Annotated in this window: 18 protein-coding genes; 17 read left to right on the forward strand and 1 reads right to left on the reverse strand. The window is 60.4% G+C overall.

The features are described 5' to 3' along the window. The first annotated feature begins 450 nt into the window (after nt 1-450). On the forward strand, nt 451-1,905 hold the full coding sequence (locus tag JZX87_RS21450; protein ID WP_206827909.1) for a tagaturonate reductase: 1,455 nt from the start codon (nt 451-453) through the stop codon (nt 1,903-1,905). A gap of 116 nt (nt 1,906-2,021) precedes the next feature. Here JZX87_RS21450 and JZX87_RS21455 read toward each other — a convergent pair whose 3' ends face one another. After that, nucleotides 2,022-2,933 carry a DUF7973 family transport facilitator gene (locus JZX87_RS21455; protein WP_183994471.1) on the reverse strand — a complete coding sequence of 304 codons (912 nt, stop codon included), beginning with the start codon at nt 2,931-2,933 and terminating at the stop codon, nt 2,022-2,024. A gap of 651 nt (nt 2,934-3,584) precedes the next feature. On the opposite strand from JZX87_RS21455, the gene JZX87_RS21460 reads away from it, so the two are divergent. From JZX87_RS21460 to JZX87_RS21535, 16 genes are all read left to right on the forward strand, one after another. After that, nucleotides 3,585-4,187 carry a DJ-1/PfpI family protein gene (locus JZX87_RS21460; RefSeq protein WP_206827911.1) on the forward strand — a complete coding sequence of 201 codons (603 nt, stop codon included), beginning with the start codon at nt 3,585-3,587 and terminating at the stop codon, nt 4,185-4,187. 63 nt (nt 4,188-4,250) lie between these two features. Further along, nucleotides 4,251-6,791, forward strand: coding sequence for a glycyl radical protein (locus JZX87_RS21465; RefSeq protein ID WP_206827913.1), 2,541 nt, complete (start codon nt 4,251-4,253; stop codon nt 6,789-6,791). 136 nt (nt 6,792-6,927) lie between these two features. Next, nucleotides 6,928-8,067, forward strand: a complete 1,140-nt coding sequence (locus JZX87_RS21470; RefSeq protein ID WP_206827915.1) for a 1-propanol dehydrogenase PduQ — start codon at nt 6,928-6,930, stop codon at nt 8,065-8,067. A gap of 92 nt (nt 8,068-8,159) precedes the next feature. After that, nucleotides 8,160-8,444: a propanediol utilization microcompartment protein PduA gene (pduA, locus tag JZX87_RS21475; protein WP_183829366.1), complete on the forward strand. Its 285-nt coding sequence runs from the start codon at nt 8,160-8,162 to the stop codon at nt 8,442-8,444. A gap of 29 nt (nt 8,445-8,473) precedes the next feature. Further along, the gene (pduB, locus tag JZX87_RS21480; protein ID WP_206827918.1) at nt 8,474-9,295 is read left to right on the forward strand and encodes a propanediol utilization microcompartment protein PduB; all 822 of its coding nucleotides are present in this window, start codon (nt 8,474-8,476) and stop codon (nt 9,293-9,295) included. A gap of 18 nt (nt 9,296-9,313) precedes the next feature. Continuing rightward, nucleotides 9,314-9,880: a BMC domain-containing protein gene (locus JZX87_RS32050; RefSeq protein WP_206827919.1), complete on the forward strand. Its 567-nt coding sequence runs from the start codon at nt 9,314-9,316 to the stop codon at nt 9,878-9,880. 27 nt (nt 9,881-9,907) lie between these two features. Continuing rightward, nucleotides 9,908-10,690 (forward strand): phosphate propanoyltransferase, encoded by a 783-nt coding sequence (locus JZX87_RS21490; RefSeq protein ID WP_353654233.1) that lies wholly within the window; start codon nt 9,908-9,910, stop codon nt 10,688-10,690. A gap of 13 nt (nt 10,691-10,703) precedes the next feature. Then, nucleotides 10,704-11,543, forward strand: coding sequence for an ethanolamine utilization protein EutJ (eutJ, locus tag JZX87_RS21495; RefSeq protein ID WP_206827922.1), 840 nt, complete (start codon nt 10,704-10,706; stop codon nt 11,541-11,543). Further along, the gene (locus JZX87_RS21500) at nt 11,540-12,301 is read left to right on the forward strand and encodes a hypothetical protein (RefSeq protein ID WP_206827924.1); all 762 of its coding nucleotides are present in this window, start codon (nt 11,540-11,542) and stop codon (nt 12,299-12,301) included. Before eutJ ends, JZX87_RS21500 begins: the two co-directional genes overlap by 4 nt. Before the next feature lie 10 nt (nt 12,302-12,311). After that, nucleotides 12,312-12,605 (forward strand): EutN/CcmL family microcompartment protein, encoded by a 294-nt coding sequence (locus JZX87_RS21505; protein WP_206827926.1) that lies wholly within the window; start codon nt 12,312-12,314, stop codon nt 12,603-12,605. Next, nucleotides 12,589-13,152 (forward strand): GlcG/HbpS family heme-binding protein, encoded by a 564-nt coding sequence (locus tag JZX87_RS21510; RefSeq protein ID WP_206827928.1) that lies wholly within the window; start codon nt 12,589-12,591, stop codon nt 13,150-13,152. Before JZX87_RS21505 ends, JZX87_RS21510 begins: the two co-directional genes overlap by 17 nt. Continuing rightward, nucleotides 13,149-14,807: an aldehyde dehydrogenase family protein gene (locus JZX87_RS21515; protein WP_206827930.1), complete on the forward strand. Its 1,659-nt coding sequence runs from the start codon at nt 13,149-13,151 to the stop codon at nt 14,805-14,807. The genes JZX87_RS21510 and JZX87_RS21515 overlap by 4 nt, the downstream gene beginning before the upstream one ends. Nucleotides 14,808-14,856: 49 nt before the next feature. Continuing rightward, the gene (locus JZX87_RS21520) at nt 14,857-15,159 is read left to right on the forward strand and encodes a BMC domain-containing protein (protein ID WP_206827932.1); all 303 of its coding nucleotides are present in this window, start codon (nt 14,857-14,859) and stop codon (nt 15,157-15,159) included. 51 nt (nt 15,160-15,210) lie between these two features. Further along, nucleotides 15,211-16,128 (forward strand): glycyl-radical enzyme activating protein, encoded by a 918-nt coding sequence (locus JZX87_RS21525; protein ID WP_206827934.1) that lies wholly within the window; start codon nt 15,211-15,213, stop codon nt 16,126-16,128. Between the two features lie 56 nt (nt 16,129-16,184). Further along, a complete protein-coding gene (gene metK / locus JZX87_RS21530; RefSeq protein WP_206827936.1) occupies nt 16,185-17,336 on the forward strand; it encodes a methionine adenosyltransferase in 1,152 nt (383 codons plus the stop codon). Beyond that, entirely contained in the window at nt 17,285-18,658 is a 1,374-nt protein-coding gene (locus JZX87_RS21535) for a sensor histidine kinase (RefSeq protein ID WP_286194994.1), read from the forward strand. The genes metK and JZX87_RS21535 overlap by 52 nt, the downstream gene beginning before the upstream one ends. The last annotated feature ends 22 nt before the right edge of the window (nt 18,659-18,680 follow it).

Below are 18,680 nucleotides of genomic sequence, written 5' to 3' on the forward strand. Positions count from 1 at the left end.
GCTGACCCAAAGCTCGCCGTTGTATCGCAGTCCGTGCCATAGTACCCAAGCCATGAAAGCGAGGGAAACATGCAGGATATGCCAAGCGGATCCGTTATGCCTGCCGACGACCAAGGATCCAGAGATCCGCTTCTCCCCCAAATATTGAACAAGCCCCATCTGGGGCTTTTTTTGTTTTTGAGGACATTTCCGGCTTGTTTATCGCGGCTAGCGGAGCGGCCGTTCCTGGTGGCGCAGTGATCGCAGCTCGCCAAAGTGCCCGAGCGGCACGCCATATTGCGGCGTTTCGCAAACTTGCGTGAATGTAGCTCCATGCAAGACATCGAATATGTCCCGAAAGTTGCGAAATGTGCGGTGACACGTCGCGAGATCAAAGACATCTACGATCTCGTCATCTTCAAATCGCGGGTCACTCTTTCATCAATGCCTTTGCATCAAGGAAAAAGATATATGAAACGTCTCGATGAGAGCTTTCTCAAGGACCGCGCCCGCCCGACTCCGCGCGTTCTGCAATGGGGAGAAGGCAATTTCCTGCGCTCTTTCGTCGATTGGAAGATCGACCTTCTGAACGAGAAGGCCGGTTCCGACTGGGGTGTCATCGTTCTTCGGCCGATCGCCGGCGGTCTGCCATTCACGCTGAACGAGCAGGATGGCGTCTACACGGTTCTCTCCCGCGGCATGAACGATGCCGGCGAGAAGGTTTCCGAGCCGCGGCTGATCGCCTGCGTGCGCCAGGAGATCCCCTCGCACGAAAGCTGGAAGGACGTGCTGGCTCTGGCACATGATGCCAACATCACCGTCGTCGTCTCGAATACGACCGATGCCGGCATTGCCTATGTGCCGACGGTCAAATTCGATGATGCGCCGCAGGTGTCCTTCCCCGGCAAGTTGACCCGTTTCCTCTATGAGCGCTGGACGGCGTTTGGCGGCAAGGCGGAAGCCGGGTTGCAGATGATTGCCTGCGAATTGATCGACCATAATGGTGATGAATTGCGACGCATCGTTCTGCAGCATGCCGACGAATGGCAGCTTGATCCGGCCTTCATCACCTGGCTGGAGAAGGACAATGCCTTCTACAACACGCTGGTTGACCGCATCGTGCCCGGTTATCCCCGCGCCGAGGCAGATGCGCTGATGCAGGAACTCGGATACGAAGACAAGTTCATGTCGGCGGCCGAACTCTTCCATTTCTTCGTCATCGAAAAGAAGCCGGGCATGCCGGATCTGAGGATCCCGCTTGCCGAATACGATGAGGGAACGCTCGTCGTTGACGATGCAACGCCGTACAAGGCGCGCAAGGTGGCGATCCTCAATGGCGCGCATACCGGTCTTTGCGCGCTCTCGCTGCTGGCAGGCGTCGAATCTGTCGGCGAGGCCGTCACGCAGCCTGCGGGTGCGAAATTCCTCGACCGGCTGTTGAACGAAGAAGTCATCCCGTTTCTGACGCTGCCCAAGGCGGAGCTGGAGGAGTTTGCCGCAGCCGTGCTGCGCCGGTTCCAGAACCCTTATATCCGGCACCTCTGGTATGACATCAGCCTCAACGGCATCGTCAAATACCAGACGCGCAATCTGGAGCGCTTGCTTGCCTATCAAGAAAAGTTCGGCAAGCCGGCACCGCTGATGACGCTGTCGCTCGCCTCGTGGCTGGCTTTCTATCTCGGCAAGTTCAAGGGCGCAGATTCCTTGCCGCCACGTGATGCACTCGAAGTGGTCGAAAAGATCAAGGCGATCGGCGCGCTCGGTGACGTCGAGGCCGTGGTTGCTGCCTATCTGCAGGAAACGTCCTTCTGGGGCCGCTCGATCGATACGCCCGAGCTGCGGGCCAAGGTTGTCGAGGATTTCCGTTACCTGACCGAAGAAGCCTTCTCCTTCGACCGCCTGCAGGCGTTCCTCGACAAGGCCTGAGCCGAACAAAAAACGTGCCCCGACCTGTTTCGGGGCACGTCCTTCACGATTAAAGATAAAATGGCGGCGGCGCGATCGGGAGGGATTATCGCACCGCCTGGGTCGGCAGGCCCTTCTCAGACCGGAATTGGGATAAGTGCCCAGAAACCGAGGAAAGTCAGCCCGTTGAAGACCAGCGTCATCAGCGCGATGGTGCAGGCTGGCGGGTCGATATGCGTGTCGCCATGGCAGAGAAACAGCCGGGCGAAAAATTCACCGACGAAGGCACAGACGAGACCGGCGATTGCGGCCCAGATGATACTGCCGGACGATGCGCCGACGATGGCAGCCGGCAGCATAATATGGTGGGTCACCGGCGTCAGCACCCCGACAGTCAGGAACAGCAGGCTGGATGCGGCGATGCCGAAGGCGAGAAGCGCGCCCGGCGTGCCATAGGTTAGCCCAAGCCATCCTCCAAGCAGGCCGCCACCGATACCGATCATCACCAGCTGGCCGACACCGCTCTGGAAGACCAGCCACTTGGTCGCATCGGTCGGTTCGAAGAACTTGCGACCGGGTTCTGCCTTGCCGCACAGGCCGCAGGTGCCCCAGATGAAACGGGCGATGAAGGCCGAGATGACGACGGTCATGCCGGGCAGGTCAGTCCAGGCGAGCGTGGGCGAAAAATTCGGCACCATGGTGAGCAGCCAGAAAACTACATAGCCGACAATGCCGAAGGCGCCGCCGACAAGAAGTACATCCGGGCTGTTGAGGCCCATGCCGGCAGTCACGATATTGCGGCCGGTATCAAGCTTACCCTTGCTGGCGGCATAGGCTGCTGCGGCAACACCCGAGGCGAAGCCACCGACATGGGGGCCGAACACACCGAAAGGGATGCCGAAGAAATCCGTCGCCGCGGGGGCAACCGCAAGCTGGATGCCGACGCCAAGCATCGTCAGGATGCCGACGAAGGCGAAAGCAGGCAAGGCGCCGATTGCGGCGCCGAAAATCCCGCCGCCAAAGGCGACGAGCAGACCGAGCATTGTCATTCCATTTCCTCCTTGGGATGCCGGTGGCACGATACGTGCCGCCCCGGCCGTCACCTGTCCAAATCTCGTGGACACCTCTCTCTTCTGTCCCGATCGGACATCCCAGCCTCTCCGCGCGCATGTTCCCACCGGCTGAGCGCAACTGCCCAGCCGCCGCAATCGCTGACGCGTCTTGCGAGTCCCATGTTTTTAAGGAATGTCGATCAAGGCGAAGATTATCGAGACGCGCTCGAACGGGTCAACGCAACAGGTTTGGCCTCGAAGGGTAGTTTCTTGACAGCCGACACTCCGATGTCAGTAGTTCGGAAAAATTTTTATCAAAATCAGTGACTTGCGCTTTTGGTCGCAGGCTTTTGAGCGGTGCAGGACGGCCTCGGAAGCGTCCCCAGTGCTTGCTGCGATGACAAGAAAACACCGCATGTGGTGATCCCTTGTCATGCGCTTTTCGCCGAATTGCGCCGATGATGGTCCGAACCACCTCATTTCTAAGGTGTTTTCCGATTTTCCCTGTCAGGTCAATTATTTACCCGCGCTGGTCAAGACGGTCTCGTTGACCCTTGAGGTGCGGCGGGCCTACCTTTTTCGACAGGAGGTGCCGGACCAAACGACCAGTGAATGGCCGTTGGGCGATCCCGGCAGATAGTGAAATTCATGGCAAAGCCCAGCGACAACAAGATCCTGATGATCGTCGGTGACTATACCGAGGATTATGAAGCGATGGTGCCGTTTCAGGCCTTGCAGATGCTCGGCCTTCAGGTTGACGCAGTCTGTCCCGGCAAGCGTCGGGGCGAGATGGTCAAGACCGCGATCCACGATTTCGAGGGCGACCAGACCTATTCCGAAAAGCCCGGACACCTGTTTCGGATCAATGCCGATTTCGCGCTGGTGGAGCCGGAGAATTACGCCGGTCTTTATGTCGCCGGCGGCCGTGCCTGCGAATATCTGCGCCTCGATAAACAGGTGCTGAACATCATCAGGGCGTTCATGACCGGGAACCGGCCGGTGGCCGCTATCTGTCATGGCCCGCAATTGCTGACCGCCGCCGATGTGGTGCGTGGGCGCAAGCTGACAGCCTATCCCGCGGTCGAACCCGAGGTTCGGTTGGCCGGCGGTAACTTCGTTTCGATCGCTGCCGATGACGCCGTGACCGATGGAAACCTCGCAACCGCGCCGGCCTGGCCGGCGCATCCGAAACTGATGCGCAGCTTCGTGCGTCTGGTTTCGCCAAACATTCTGAACTGCCCAACACCCTGAACTGCAAGACGCGCTCCCGTCGGCTCAAGGTCGCGGGAACGACATTCACTCCTGGAGGACGTAATGATTGAGAAGGGCTTTTCCAAACCGACCGACCGCATATTGCGGTTGAAGAAACAGATCATCGACGCGCGGCCGCATGTCGAGTCCGAGCGTGCGGTGCTTGCGACCCAGGCCTATAAGGAAACAGAAGGCCTGCCGCCGATCCTTCGTCGCGCCAAGGTGGTCGAGAAGATTTTTAACGAGTTGCCGGTGACGATCCGTGACGACGAACTGGTCGTCGGCGCCATCACCAAGAACCCGCGCTCGACCGAAATCTGCCCGGAATTCTCTTTCGACTGGGTCGAAAAGGAATTCGAGACCATGGCAACGCGTGTTGCCGATCCTTTCGAGATCCCGAAGCAGACGGCAGACGAGCTGCGTGAGGCCTTCAAATACTGGCCGGGCCGCACGACGAGCGATCTCGCCTCATCCTACATGTCGCAGAAGGCCAAGGACTGCATCGCCAATGGTGTGTTCACCGTCGGCAACTATTTCTATGGCGGCGTCGGCCATGTCTGCGTCGATTACGGCAAGATCCTCAATATCGGCTTCAGCGGTGTGATCGCCGAAGCGGTCCGGCACCTCGAAGCGCTCGACCAGATGGATCCGTCCTATATCAAGAAGCAGCAGTTCTATAACGCGGTCATCATCTCCTATAAGGCCGCCATCGATTTTGCGCATCGTTATGCCGCAAAGGCGCAGGAACTGGCCGGCCGCGAAAGCAACCCGACACGCCGGGCCGAACTGGAGCAGATTGCCAAGAACTGCCGCCTGGTGCCGGAATATCCGGCTTCCAACTTCTGGGAAGCCTGCCAGACGATGTGGTTCATCCAATGCATGCTGCAGATCGAATCCTCGGGCCATTCCATCTCGCCCGGCCGTTTCGACCAGTACATGTATCCCTTCCTCAAGGCCGACACGTCGATCAGCCGCGAATTCGCCCAGGAACTGGTCGACTGCATCTGGATCAAGCTCAACGACGTCAACAAGACCCGCGACGAAGTTTCGGCCCAGGCCTTTGCCGGTTATGCGGTGTTCCAGAACCTCTGCGTCGGCGGCCAGACGTCCGAAGGCCGCGATGCGACCAACGACGTTTCCTACATGTGCATGGAAGCAACCGTTCATTGCCGCCTGCCGGCACCGTCCTTCTCCATCCGTGTCTGGCAGGGCACGCCGGACGAATTCCTCTACCGTGCCGCGGAAGTCATCCGTCTCGGTCTTGGCGTTCCGGCTGTCTATAACGACGAAGTCATCATTCCAGCGCTGCAGAACCGCGGTGTCTCGCTGGCCGATGCCCGCGATTACGGCATTGTCGGCTGCGTCGAACCGCAGGCAATCCACAAGACCGAAGGCTGGCACGATGCTGCCTTCTTCAACGTTGCCAAGGTTCTCGAAATCACGCTGAACGACGGCAAGGTGGGCTCGACCCAGCTCGGCCCGGTCACCGGCGATCCGAAGCGCTGGACCTCGATCGAAGACTTCTACGGTGCCTTCAACAAGCAGATGGCCTTCTTCGTCAAATATCTGGCCGAAGCCGACAACTGCGTCGACATTGCCCATGGCGAGCGTGCACCGCTGCCGTTCCTGTCTCCGATGGTCGAAGACTGCATGGGACGGGGCAAGTCGCTGCAGGAAGGTGGAGCGCTCTACAACTTCACCGGTCCGCAGGCCTTCGGTGTCGCCGATACGGGTGACTCCGTCTACGCCATGAAGAAATTCGTCTTCGACGAAAAGAAGATCTCCATGGCCGAACTGAAGGAAGCGCTCGACGCCAATTTCGGGCTTGCCATCGGCCAGAAGGCCAATACGGCCGGCGGTGACGAACTGACGGAAGGCCAGATCTACGAGGCCGTCCGCAAGGTGTTGTCGTCCAACAAATCGATGGATGTGACGGCGCTGAAGGAAGAGGTCTATCGCACGCTATCGACCGATACGATCACGGCGCCTGCCGGTTCGTCGAAATATGACGGCATCCGTCGCCTGCTCGACTCGGCTGAAAGCTTCGGCAACGACATCGACGACGTCGATCTGATCGCCCGCAAATGCGCCCAGATCTATTGCCTCGAAGTCGAAAAGTACAAGAACCCGCGCGGTGGCCAGTTCCAGGCCGGTATCTATCCGGTCTCGGCCAACGTGTTGTTCGGCAAGGATGTCGGTGCATTGCCTGACGGCCGCCCGGCCAAGGCCCCGCTTGCAGACGGTGTTTCGCCCCGCCAGGGCAAGGACCATCTGGGACCGACGGCTGCGGCAAACTCGGTGGCCAAACTCGACCACTTCATCGCCTCCAACGGCACGCTGTATAACCAGAAGTTCCTGCCCTCCGCTCTCGCCGGCGACAACGGGTTGCGCAACTTCGCCTCGCTGGTCCGCTCCTACTTCGACCAGAAGGGCATGCACGTACAGTTCAACGTCGTCGACCGCGATACGCTGCTCGCAGCCCAGAAGGACCCGGAAGCCTATCGCGATCTCGTCGTTCGCGTGGCCGGTTACTCCGCCCAGTTCGTCGTGCTCGCCAAGGAAGTGCAGGACGACATCATCAGCCGTACGGAACAGCATTTCTAAGACGGCAATCCTGACCTTGGCCGGACCCTGCCCGAAATGGGGTCAGGATGAAGACAGGGCACGGACGGACATGACGCCCGCCCGTGCCACACGAAACCGAACGATACCGTGAAACCTAAACTGCAACAGGTGACATATGCCTTCCTACAAAAGCTTCTCCCCCCGGACCGAGATCGTGTTCGGCGAAGGGTTGCTTGACCGGCTGCATGCCTATCGCGGGCAGCGGGTCGGGATCGTCACCGATGCCTTCATGGCCAAGTCCGGTCCGCTTGACCGGGTGCTGCGCCATCTCGATGGCTGCGAGGTCAAGGTTTTCGACGAAGCCATTCCCGAGCCTCCGATTACAACCGTGACCAAGGGGGCCGGTATCTTTGCCGAATTCCGTCCGCAGGTCCTTCTGGCGCTCGGCGGCGGGTCGCCGATCGATGCGGCCAAGGCCATTCTTTCGGTTGTTCGCGCCACGGATACGGCGCAAAAAATTGAATTCGTCGCCATTCCGACGACCAGCGGCACGGGGTCGGAAGTGACCTCATTCGCCATCATCTCCGATCCGGCAAACGGCAAGAAGTTCCCGCTGATCGCGAAAGAAATGGTGCCGGATGTGGCGATCCTCGATCCCGAATTCGTCCGCACGGCGCCGCCGAAAGTGACGGCGGATACGGGCATGGATGTCATCACCCATGCGCTTGAGGCCGTGGTTGCCAATGGCGCATCGCATTTTACCGACGCCTTTGCCGAAAAGTCGTTGGAGCTTGCCTTTGCGAACCTGGCGCGCGCCTATGACGACGGCAACGACATGGAGGCACGCGACGCGATGCATCAGTCCTCCTGCCTTGCCGGGCTTGCCTTCAGCGAAGCCGGGCTCGGGGTGAACCATGGTCTTGCACATGCGATCGGCGGGCGCATGCATCTCGTTCACGGGCGCATCAATGCGGTGCTTTTGCCGCATGTGATCGCATGGAATGCGGGTCTTGAGGACGATGCGCCGGGCTGCCGCGAAACCGCCGGCCGCTACGCACGCATCGCTTCGCGCATCGGGCTGGACGTGCCGAGTATCAGGGCCGGGGTCATCGCGCTGATCCGTGCGATCCAGGCACTCAATCAACGGTTCTCCATCCCGTCCACGCTTCGTGGCTTCGGCATGGATGCCGAGGAATATCGTCGGGCAATGCCCGATATGGCAGCGGCCGCCATGGCGGACGCCTGCACCGCAGGAAACCCACGCAGGCCCACGCTCGGGGAGCTTTCCATGCTTCTCGGCCGGGCCGGGGGCTAGGCCGGGAGGGAGGGGGCCGACGATTAAGTCCAACCCGCGAGAAACGGTCATTACATCAACGTCTGAACACCGAAACGCTAAGGAGTTAAGTCATGCAACAGGAAGCTCTCGGAATGGTCGAAACCAAAGGTCTGGTTGCTGCCATCGAAGCCGCCGATGCCATGGTCAAGTCGGCTAACGTCGCCATGGTCGGTTATGAAAAGATCGGTTCCGGCCTCGTCACGGTTATGGTCCGCGGCGATGTCGGCGCAGTCAAGGCCGCCACCGATGCCGGTGCCGTCGCCGCCGAAAAGGTCGGCACGGTCGTTTCCGTCCACGTGATCCCGCGTCCTCACATGGAGGTCGAGAAGATCCTGCCGGAAGGCAAGGTCGCCTGAACCCCTGAACACACAAAGGAGGATCGACAATGCAGGATGCTCTTGTCGAAAAACTCATGGACGAGGTGATCCGGAAGATGGGTGGGAGCGAAAGCTCCCCGGCCCCGGCCGCCTCTCGCGCTGAGAAGCCGGCTGCCCAGAAGACGGCGCCGAAGGCCTGTAATCTTACCGAATTCGTCGGCACGGCAATCGGGCATACGGTCGGTCTGGTGATTGCCAATGTAGACCCGCTGCTGCACGAGCAGATGAAGATCGACAAGAAATACCGGTCGATCGGCATCGTCGGTGCACGTACCGGCGCCGGTCCGCATATCTTTGCTGCAGACGAAGCGGTGAAGGCCACCAACAGTGAAGTGCTGCTGATCGAACTGCCGCGCGACACGGAAGGCGGCGGCGGCCACGGCAGCTTGATCATCTTCGGCGCAGAGGACGTTTCAGACGCCCGCCGTGCCGTCGAAGTGACACTGTCGGAACTCGATCGTACCTTCGGCGACGTCTACGGCACGCCGGCCGGCCACCTGGAATTCCAGTATACCGCCCGCGCCAGTTATGCGCTGAACAAGGCCTTCGGGGCACCGCTCGGACAGGCATTCGGCATCACGGTCGGCTCTCCTGCCGCAATCGGCGTGCTTCTGGCCGATACCGCCGCAAAGGCCGCAACCGTGGTACCGACCGGTTTTGCTTCTCCAGGCAATGGCGGAACGAGCTACTCGAACGAAGCCATCTTCCTGTTCAGTGGCGATTCCGGGGCCGTCCGTCAGGCCATCCGCGCCGCACGCGATGTCGGCAAGCAGGTGCTCGGGACGCTTGATCCGGCGGCGGTGGTCTCCTCGACCAAGCCTTACATCTGAACCTGAAAGGAGACTGTCATGTTGCAGGAAAGCCTTGGATTGATCGAGACCATCGGATTGACGGCTGCCGTGGCTGCCGCCGATGCGGCGGTGAAATCCGCCAATGTCACGCTCGTGGGCTACGAGCTTGCCAATGGTGACGGCATGACAGTCGTCAAGGTTCGGGGGGATGTCGGGGCCGTCAAGGCTGCGGTTTCCGCAGCCGCTGCAGAAGCTTCACGTGTGGGAACGGTTGTGTCAACCAGCGTGATTGCCCGCCCCGCAAACGGGTTGGGCAAGATCGTGGAAAGCGGGTCCACTGTCGGTCTGAAACCACCTGCCGCAGCGGTTGCTGCGGCGGAGGTTTCCCCGGAGGTTTCTCTGGCGGTCGAGGATGTTGTTGCAGACGATCTATCGCCTGAGCCGGAAACTCCGGTGACCGAAGCCGCTGAAGCTCCGGTAGAAGAAGTCGCATCGGTAGAGCCGGAAGTCCCGGCCGTTGGCGAGGCTGCCGTGGAGCCTGAGGTCGAGGTGGCGGCTGAGCCGGCACCCCAAGCTGCAAGCCATGCGCAATCCCGCGCCGATCGTCGCCATCGCCGGCGGTAGTCAGCGCCAAACAGACGAGAATTTCAGGTGACAGCGAAGGCCGGCGGCAACACCGCCGGGTGGATCGTTGCGCCCATGAAAGGCCCGGTCGTCATGTCGGGCCAGGACGAACAGGACACCATAATGCAAATCAACAGCCCCATGATCGACCGCGTGATCGCCGAGCTTCTGGCACAGAGCCTCACCGTCTCGGCGGAGCAGGCGAAACCTGCCGCAAAGGGCGCCGAGGACCGCGATCCGTGGCTTGTGCCGATCGGCGTGTCGAACCGCCACATCCATCTTTCCCGGCCGGACATGGACGCGCTTTTCGGCCCCGGTTCGGAACTGACGCGGATGAAGGCGATGAAACAGCCCGGCCAGTATGCGGCGGAAGAAACCGTGACGATCCGCGGCCCCAAGGGGCAGATCGGCAAGGTGCGGGTGCTCGGGCCGCTGCGCAAGGAAACGCAGATCGAGGTTTCGGTCGCCGACGGGTTCACCCTGGGCATCAAGCCGCCGCTGCGGATGTCGGGAAAACTGGAACAGTCGCCGGGTATCGAAGTGATCGGCCCCTATGGGACGATCCGAAAGGAGCGCGGCGTGATCGTGGCGCTGCGCCACATTCACATGCTGCCGGCTGAAGCCGCAAGACTTGGCCTGAAGAACGGCGAAGAGGTCGATGTCGAGGTTGGCGGCGTGCGCGGCGGCATCATGCACAATGTCACGATCCGCGCGGCCGAAGCCTCATTCATGGAAATGCATATCGACGTCGAGGAGGCCAATGCATTCGGCCTGAAGAACGACGCGATGGTGCGGATCCGCAAGGTCTGATCGGAGAGAAGTCATGTCGAGCATCGACAGCAAACTCAAGGCTTTCGGGGAACTCGTCCGGCAGGGCACGATCGTGCCGCAGCCGGAATGGGCGCCCGGCCGGCTGAAAGTTGGCGTCGATCTCGGCACGGCCAATCTGGTGCTTTCGGTGGTCGATGCGGACAATAATCCGGTGGCCGGAACGTCCTGGCGCTCGACCGTCGTGCGCGATGGGATCGTCGTCGATTATATCGGCGCGGTTCACGCTGTCCGCCGCATGAAGGAAGAGCTCGAAGAACGGCTCGGTCAGCCGCTTCTTCGCGCTGCGACCGCCATTCCACCCGGCGTGCATCCGTCCAATGCGAAGGCGATCGGCCATGTGGTCGAGTCGGCCGATTTCGAGCTGGCGGAGATTGTCGACGAGCCCACCGCTGCGGCGCGCCTGCTTGGCGTCGAGAATGGCGCGGTGGTCGATGTCGGTGGCGGCACGACGGGCATTTCCGTTCTCAAGGACGGCGAGGTGGTTGCCACATTCGACGAGCCGACTGGCGGCACGCATATGACGCTGGTTCTGGCCGGCGCCAGAAAAATCTCCTTCGAGGATGCCGAGGCTGAAAAGCTCAATCACGCATTGGAGCGGGATGTGTTTTCGATCATCCGGCCGGTGGCCGACAAGATGGGGCGCATCGTTTCCGGATTCCTTTCCGATTACCCTTATGTCGACACGATCCATGTCGTCGGCGGTGCCTGCTCGTTCAAGGATTTTGCTGCGGTTCTCGTCAGTCATACCGGACGCCGGGTCATCAAGCCCGTCGAACCGCTGCTGGTTACGCCGCTCGGGATCGCGATGTATGACGATGGAGGCCAGGCATGAGCATCGATGCCGTTCTCGATCGTATCCTCCTCGATCTGCTCTCCGATCGCATCATCGCGCGTATGGGTGGCAGAGTGCCAGCAAAGCCGCGCTCGGCGCTGTTGCTTTTTGCGGAAACGGATTTCGGGCTTGAGGCTGCGCTCGAACAATTGCAGCAGCTTCGCGATGCGGGATGGGCATTCGAGACGGTCATTGCGCCGGAGGCACGGCAATCGCTGAAGGACCGGCTTGCCGGTTTCGGAGCAGCCGAAGTCGAAGGCAAGGCCGGGGATATTCTGGATCAGCATACGACCATATTGGTTCCAACACTCAGCATTTCGCTTGCAGCCAAGGTGGCGCTCGGCATTGCCGACGATCCGCTGTCGAAAATTCTGCAGGGTGGACTGGAAAGAGGTGTCCGCATCATCGCCGCCCGAGATGGCGGCTGCCCCAATGGACGGGATCGGCGCGCGCGCGGCTTGCTGCCAAATGCGGCCTATCAGGCGACGATGAGCGGCCATCTGCAGAGGCTGATGGATTACGGCATCGAATTGAGCTGGGCTGCACGGCTTGCCGTCGCCGTCGAGGGTGACACGCTTGCGGCTGCACCGCCGATAGCTGCACCGAAGCTTATTGCTGCACGAACCGAGGGCGTGTTCGGCCTGCGCGAGGCTCGCAGCCTCAACGCCACGGAACTGCGTCTGGGTCATGCCGTGATCGTGACGCCGGCCGCCGCGGAAGAACTGCGCGCGCGCGACATCGCGCTTGTGAGGGAGTGAGGATCAAGCCATGTATCTCGCCAGGGTTATCGGACGGGTGGTCGCCACGACCAAGGATGCGAGCCTCTCGGGCTCGAAGCTGCTGATCATTACCCGGCTCAACGAAATGTTGCAGCCGCAGGACCTGACGCTGATTGCCGTCGATACGGTCGGTGCGGGCAAGGGCGAAACGGTTATCGTCACATCCGGCAGCGCCAGCCGTTTTGCTGGCACGCTGCAACAGTCCGTGGTCGATGCCACGATTGTCGGCATTGTCGATACAGTCGAAACAGACGGAGGCGTGAACGATGTTCGCCACCCGTAATTTCGCCCCCCGCGACCTGCAATTGATCGAAGCGGCACTCGCAGCCGAGCTTGCCGGGCGTATTGCCGACAGAGGGTTTGCGACCGGCATTTCGCTTGCCGATTCCTGCGCCATTGCCGAGCGTGCGGAGAGCCGCGCGCGGCAGATGTCGGTGCCGGTCTGCATCGCCATCGCCGATGCCGAAGGACGGCCGATCCTGTTTCACCGGATGGAGGGCAGCCTGCCGGCAAGCACCAAGCTTGCCAGCGCCAAGGCCTGGACTTCTGCCGCCTATCGCATGGGGACAGATGAACTTGGGTGTCTCGCCCAGCCGGGCGGCATGCTTTTTGGCGTGGGCCACACGGGCAGCGGGGCCGGCAACGGCTCGGGCGAAGGCCAGGTCGTGCTTTTCGGCGGGGGCATTCCCTGCCGCGTCGGAGGCGCCGTGATCGGTGCCATCGGCATCAGTGGCGGAACGGTCGCTGAAGACATGGAGATCGCCCGCTACGCGATCGATGGATTTCCCGAAAGAAGGGGAACGGTCCCCGAGGAAGGAAGAGGATTATGAACGACCAAGATATCAACGCCGCCGTCAATCGCGTGCTTGCCGCGTTCAACGGCACAATCGCTCCGGCTCCGAACCATGTTCCCGCTCCTCCTCCAGTAAAGAGTGCAGCATCCTCGGTCGAAGATACGGTTGCGCGCATCATCGCGGAAATGGGCGGTTCCAAATCTGCTCCAGCTGCTGACCCTACTGCGCCGTTCAGCCAGGGCTGCATCGTTGCCGACGGCATGGTGACGAAGTCTGCCGGTGAGGTGAACTGCTCCTGCTGCGAACGCGGTGACTGCGCCTTGTCAGGCGCATCGGTCTCGCTCGATATTTCGGATGAGGAAGCGGTCGTTCTCGGTGACGGCGTGTTTGCCAGCATGGACGAGGCGGTTGAGGCCGCTGCCGAAGCGCAGAGGCAATATCTGTTCTGCTCCATGGCTGCGCGAAAGAGTTTTGTCGACGGTATCCGCGAGATTTTCCTCGATCCGGCCATGCTGGAACGGATTTCCCGAATGACCGTCGAACAGACCGGCATGGGCAATGCCAGCGACAAGGTGATCAAGAACCGTCTGGCCGCCTCCAAGACCCCCGGTATCGAGGATCTGAAGACCGAAGCCGAAAGCGGCGATGGCGGCCTGACGCTGGTCGAGTATTCCGCCTATGGCGTCATCGGTTCGATCACGCCGACCACCAATCCGACGGAAACGATCATCTGCAATACGATCGGCATGCTGGCAGCCGGCAATGCTGTCGTGTTCAGCCCCCATCCGCGTGCGAAGATCGTGTCGCTTCTGGCAATCAAGCTGATCAACCGCAAGCTTGCGAGCCTCGGTGCGCCGGCAAATCTCGTCGTCACCGTCCAAGCTCCCTCGATCGACAATACCAATGCCATGATGGCGCATCCCAAGGTACGCATGCTGGTAGCAACCGGCGGCCCGGCCATCGTCAAGACGGTGATGTCGACCGGCAAGAAGGCGATCGGTGCCGGTGCCGGCAACCCGCCGGTCGTGGTCGATGAAACGGCCGATATCGAAAAGGCCGCCAAGGACATCGTCAGCGGTTGCAGCTTCGACAACAACCTGCCCTGCATTGCCGAAAAGGAAGTGATCGCGGTCAGCCAGATCGCCGATTTCCTGATCTCGCAGATGCAGAAGAACGGCGCCTATCTGGTCAAGGATATGGCTGTCGTGAAGAAGCTCGAAGAGTTGGTGCTGACCGCGAAGGGTGGGCCGCAGACCAATTGCGTTGGCAAGAGCGCCGTCTATCTGCTCGACAAGGTCGGGATCTCGGTCGGTCCGGACATCCGCGCCATCCTGATCGAACTGCCGAAGGATCATCCGTTCGTGCAGGAGGAGTTGATGATGCCGATCCTGCCGCTGGTGCGGGCAGGGGATGTCGATGAGGCGATCGATCTTGCCGTCGAGCTGGAGCATGGCAACCGCCACACGGCGATGATCCATTCCACCGATGTGCGCAAGATCACCAAGATGGCGAAGCTGATTCAGACGACGATCTTCGTCAAGAATGGCCCGTCCTATGCCGGCATCGGCGTCGGTGGCGAGGGTTACACGACCTTTACCATTGCCGGGCCGACCGGTGAGGGCCTGACATCGCCGAAATCCTTCGCCCGCCGTCGCAAGTGCGTGATGGTGGAGGCGCTGAACGTCCGCTGACGCACAGGCGTCCAGCGTTCGATTAAGACCGGAAGAGAGGAGATCCGCCATGGCGACCCGCATCATCAACGCTCCGCATCCCGACGTGTTGCAGATGCTGCAGCGACGGATGCCGCCGCATGGCCGGGCCTGGGTGCAGGCCAACCGGGTGGATTCCGTCGGGCTGATGCAGATCCCGGTGGCGGACCTTTTCTACTTCTCCGATCTCGCATTGAAGGCTGCAGGCGTTTTCACCGTGGAACTCTACGGCACCTGTCCGCAGCACGTCACTTCGCTTGCCATCATGGGAGAGACCTCGTCCGTCCGCATGGCGATGGATGCCATCGCAGCAGCACAACACTCCGAGTTCTGAACGGCGCCGGAGGAGGCGCCGGAACCCGGCATAAAAAGACAGGATATTGAAATGACCGCGATCGACTACGACAGGCAAGGGATTGTCTTCGACATCCAGCGCTATTCCATCCATGACGGGCCGGGTGTGCGCACGATCGTGTTTCTGAAAGGCTGCCCGCTGCGGTGCCGCTGGTGCTCCAACCCGGAATCGCAGAACCCCGAGCCGGAACTATTCTACCGCCGTTCAGCCTGCATCAAATGCGGCCAGTGCATGGCGGTCTGTCCGACCAAGGCGATTGCCTATGAGAATCCCGATTTCGTCGACCGCAGCAAATGCATCAAGTGCGGAGCATGTACGAAAGTCTGTCCGACACAGGCATTGAAACGCGCCGGAAAGACGATGAGCATTGCCGAGGTGATGCAGGAATTGCGCAAGGATGCGCATCATTACCGTCGTTCCGGTGGCGGGATCACGCTTTCGGGTGGTGAGCCGCTGTTCCAGCACGAATTTGCCAAAAACCTTTTGATGGCCTGCCATGAGCAGGGCTGGAACACGGCGATGGAGACGACGGGCTGCACGACCCGCGAGATCGTTCGTGATGTCATTCCATTTGTCGATCACGTGCTGATGGACCTGAAGGCCATCGATCCGGCGGTGCATCGGGCCAATACCGGTATCGACAACCGCATCATTCTCGAAAACGCGCTCTGCATCGCCTCGCTCACCCATACGGTGGTGCGCATTCCGGTCGTGCCGGGGGTAAATGACAGCGTCGAGGCGATTACCGCGATCGGCAATTTCGCCAAGCTGATGCCGGGCGTCGATACCGTGCATCTGCTGCCCTACCACACCTATGGCGAAAACAAATACGAGCTGCTCGGCCGGCCTTACCCGATGGCGGATGCTCCCAATCTCAAGCCAGAGGACATGACACCGTTCAAGGCGGCAGTCGAAGGGCTTGGCTTCAATTGCGTCATCGGCGGCTGAACCAAAAAGACGATGACCCGGGACCCGCATCCCGGGCCTGGATAAAGGAGGCGATCATGGTCGCGCGCTACACGACGGCAGAATCGGTGACGGAAGGTCACCCCGACAAGGTTTGCGACCAGATTTCGGACGCCATTCTCGACGCCCATCTTGCGCAGGATCCGATGGCACGCGTGGCGGCCGAAGTCCTGGTCTCGGGCAATACAGTCCATATCGCAGGCGAGGTGACGTCGCGGGCTTCTGTTGATGTGACCCGCATTGCGCGCGAGGTGATCCGGCGCATTGGCTATACGGATCCCGACGTGGGTTTCGATGCCGATGGATGTTTCATTCTCGCCGACCTGCACGAACAGTCGCCCGATATTGCGCAGGGCGTCTTGCGCGAAAAGGATTTCGGCGCCGGCGACCAGGGGATTTTCTACGGTTACGCCAGCAATGAAACCGAAAGCCTGATGCCTGCCTCGATCGATTTTGCCCACAAGCTGACCCGCAGGTTGGCAGAGATGCGCAAGAGTGGCCGTCTCGCCTGGCTGCGGCCGGATGGCAAGGCACAGGTGACATTCGCCCATGATAAGGAGGGTCGACCGGAAAGGTTGATCAGTGTCGTGGTCTCGACCCAGCATTCGGCAGAGATCGAACGCGAGCAATTGCTGCGCGGCGTGCTGGAAGAGGTTATCGCGCCGGTGATGGGGCCATGGCTGAAGCGCGATACGCGGGTTCTCATCAATCCCACAGGGCGTTTCGTCAAAGGCGGCCCCGCGGCCGATACGGGGCTTACCGGGCGCAAGATCATCGTCGACACCTATGGCGGCATCGGTCGTCATGGGGGTGGTGCGTTTTCCGGCAAGGACGCCACCAAGGTGGATCGCACCGGCGCCTATATGGCGCGCTACATCGCCAAAAACATCGTTTCCGCCGGACTTGCGACAAATTGCGAAATATCGCTGGCTTTTGCGATAGGTCAGAAAGAACCGGAAATGGTGGCGGTATCATCCGCGGAGAAATTGTCGGTCGATTCCGCTTTGCTTGAGGAGGCGATACGCGAGCTTTTCCCGCTCAGCGTATCCGGAATGATCGATGTGCTTGGACTGAGACGTCCGATATTCGAGAAAACCGCTTCTTACGGCCATTTCGGCCGTGACGCGGAGGGGTGGTCATGGGAGCAGACCGACCGAGCGGGCAGCCTGAGGAGGTGGTGCCGCAGATAAATCCGGAGATCACGATCTTTCCGGCCGCGATAGATCGGCCGGCTGAAAATTCGCTGGCGACCAAAGCTGCGCGACGCAAGAGATTGCTGGAGCTGATGAGCACCGAAATGCTCCAGAAGGTCCAGGACAATTTCAGCGCTGCGGTCGGGGTGGCGATGGTAATCGTTGATCCGGAAGGCGTACCGGTCACCAAGCCGTCAGGGTTTTCGGCATTCTGCCAGGCGGTTCGAGCTCGGGCTGAGTGGCGGGAACGGTGTTTTCACTGCGATGCCGTGGGTGGTCGCACCGCGCTCTCCACCGGGGAGCCATCCATCTATCGATGCCACTGCAGTCTGGTTGATTTTGCGGCACCCATCATCGTGCGCGGTGAATATCTCGGGGCGGTCATTTGCGGCCAGGTCAAGCTTACCTCGGATGAAGGCGCGACCGGTCTCGTCGATCTTTCTAATATCTTTCCCTTCGAAGGGTCGTGGCGAGAGCATCAGCCGCTGCTGGAAGAGCACCACAGGATCAACGAGGTAACCTACGAGAAGCTCCGGTCAGCTGCCTATTCGCTGTTTTATATCGCATCGCATATCGTCGAGGAGAGTTATTCCCGCGGTGTGGCGCAGGAGCTTTATGCAAAGAACCTGAGGCTTGCGGAGGAATCGAAGCGGCGGGCAGAGCTTGAAAGGCTTCTGCGAGAGGCTGAACTGCAGGCTCTTTCCTACCAGGTTAACCCGCATTTCCTGTTCAACGTCCTGAACACAATCGGTCGGCTGGCTTTGGTCGAAAATGCACCTGAAACCGAAAACACGGTGCATTCCTTTGCAGAGATGATGCGTTACGTGCTGAAAAAGAGCGGGTCGCAATTCGTGCCATTGCGAATGGAAGTGGAGCACGTTCGCAATTACCTTCATCTCCTGAAGCTTCGAGTCGGTGATCGTTTCGAGTTCTCGCTCGATGTGCCGGAGGAGTTTCTTGACGTGCTCTGTCCGGTCATGGTGCTCCAGCCGATCGTCGAGAACTGCATCAGTTATGCGATAGAGCCGCGCGAGAGCGGCGGCGTGATCGAGATCTCCGCCTACCGCGACGGGGTCGAGCTGATCATCGACATCGTCGACAACGGTGACGGCATCTCGTCGGAGCGCAAGCAGGCGGTTCTGCGCGGCGAGGCGGATCGCGGCGGGCGTAAGAGTATTGGGATCTACAATATCGATAGCCGGCTTCGTTATTACTTTGGCACGGATCACGGACTGGAGATCCTCAGTCCTTTTCGCCAGGGGCGCGGAACGCTTGTGCGCATGCGTTTCCCTCTGGAATTCGAGCCGTTCGACTTCTGAAGGGCGGGCGGCTGACGCTTGA

This window comes from Agrobacterium sp. Ap1 (genome assembly GCF_017313375.1).
In the GTDB taxonomy this organism is placed as follows: Bacteria; Pseudomonadota; Alphaproteobacteria; order Rhizobiales; family Rhizobiaceae; genus Neorhizobium; species Neorhizobium cellulosilyticum.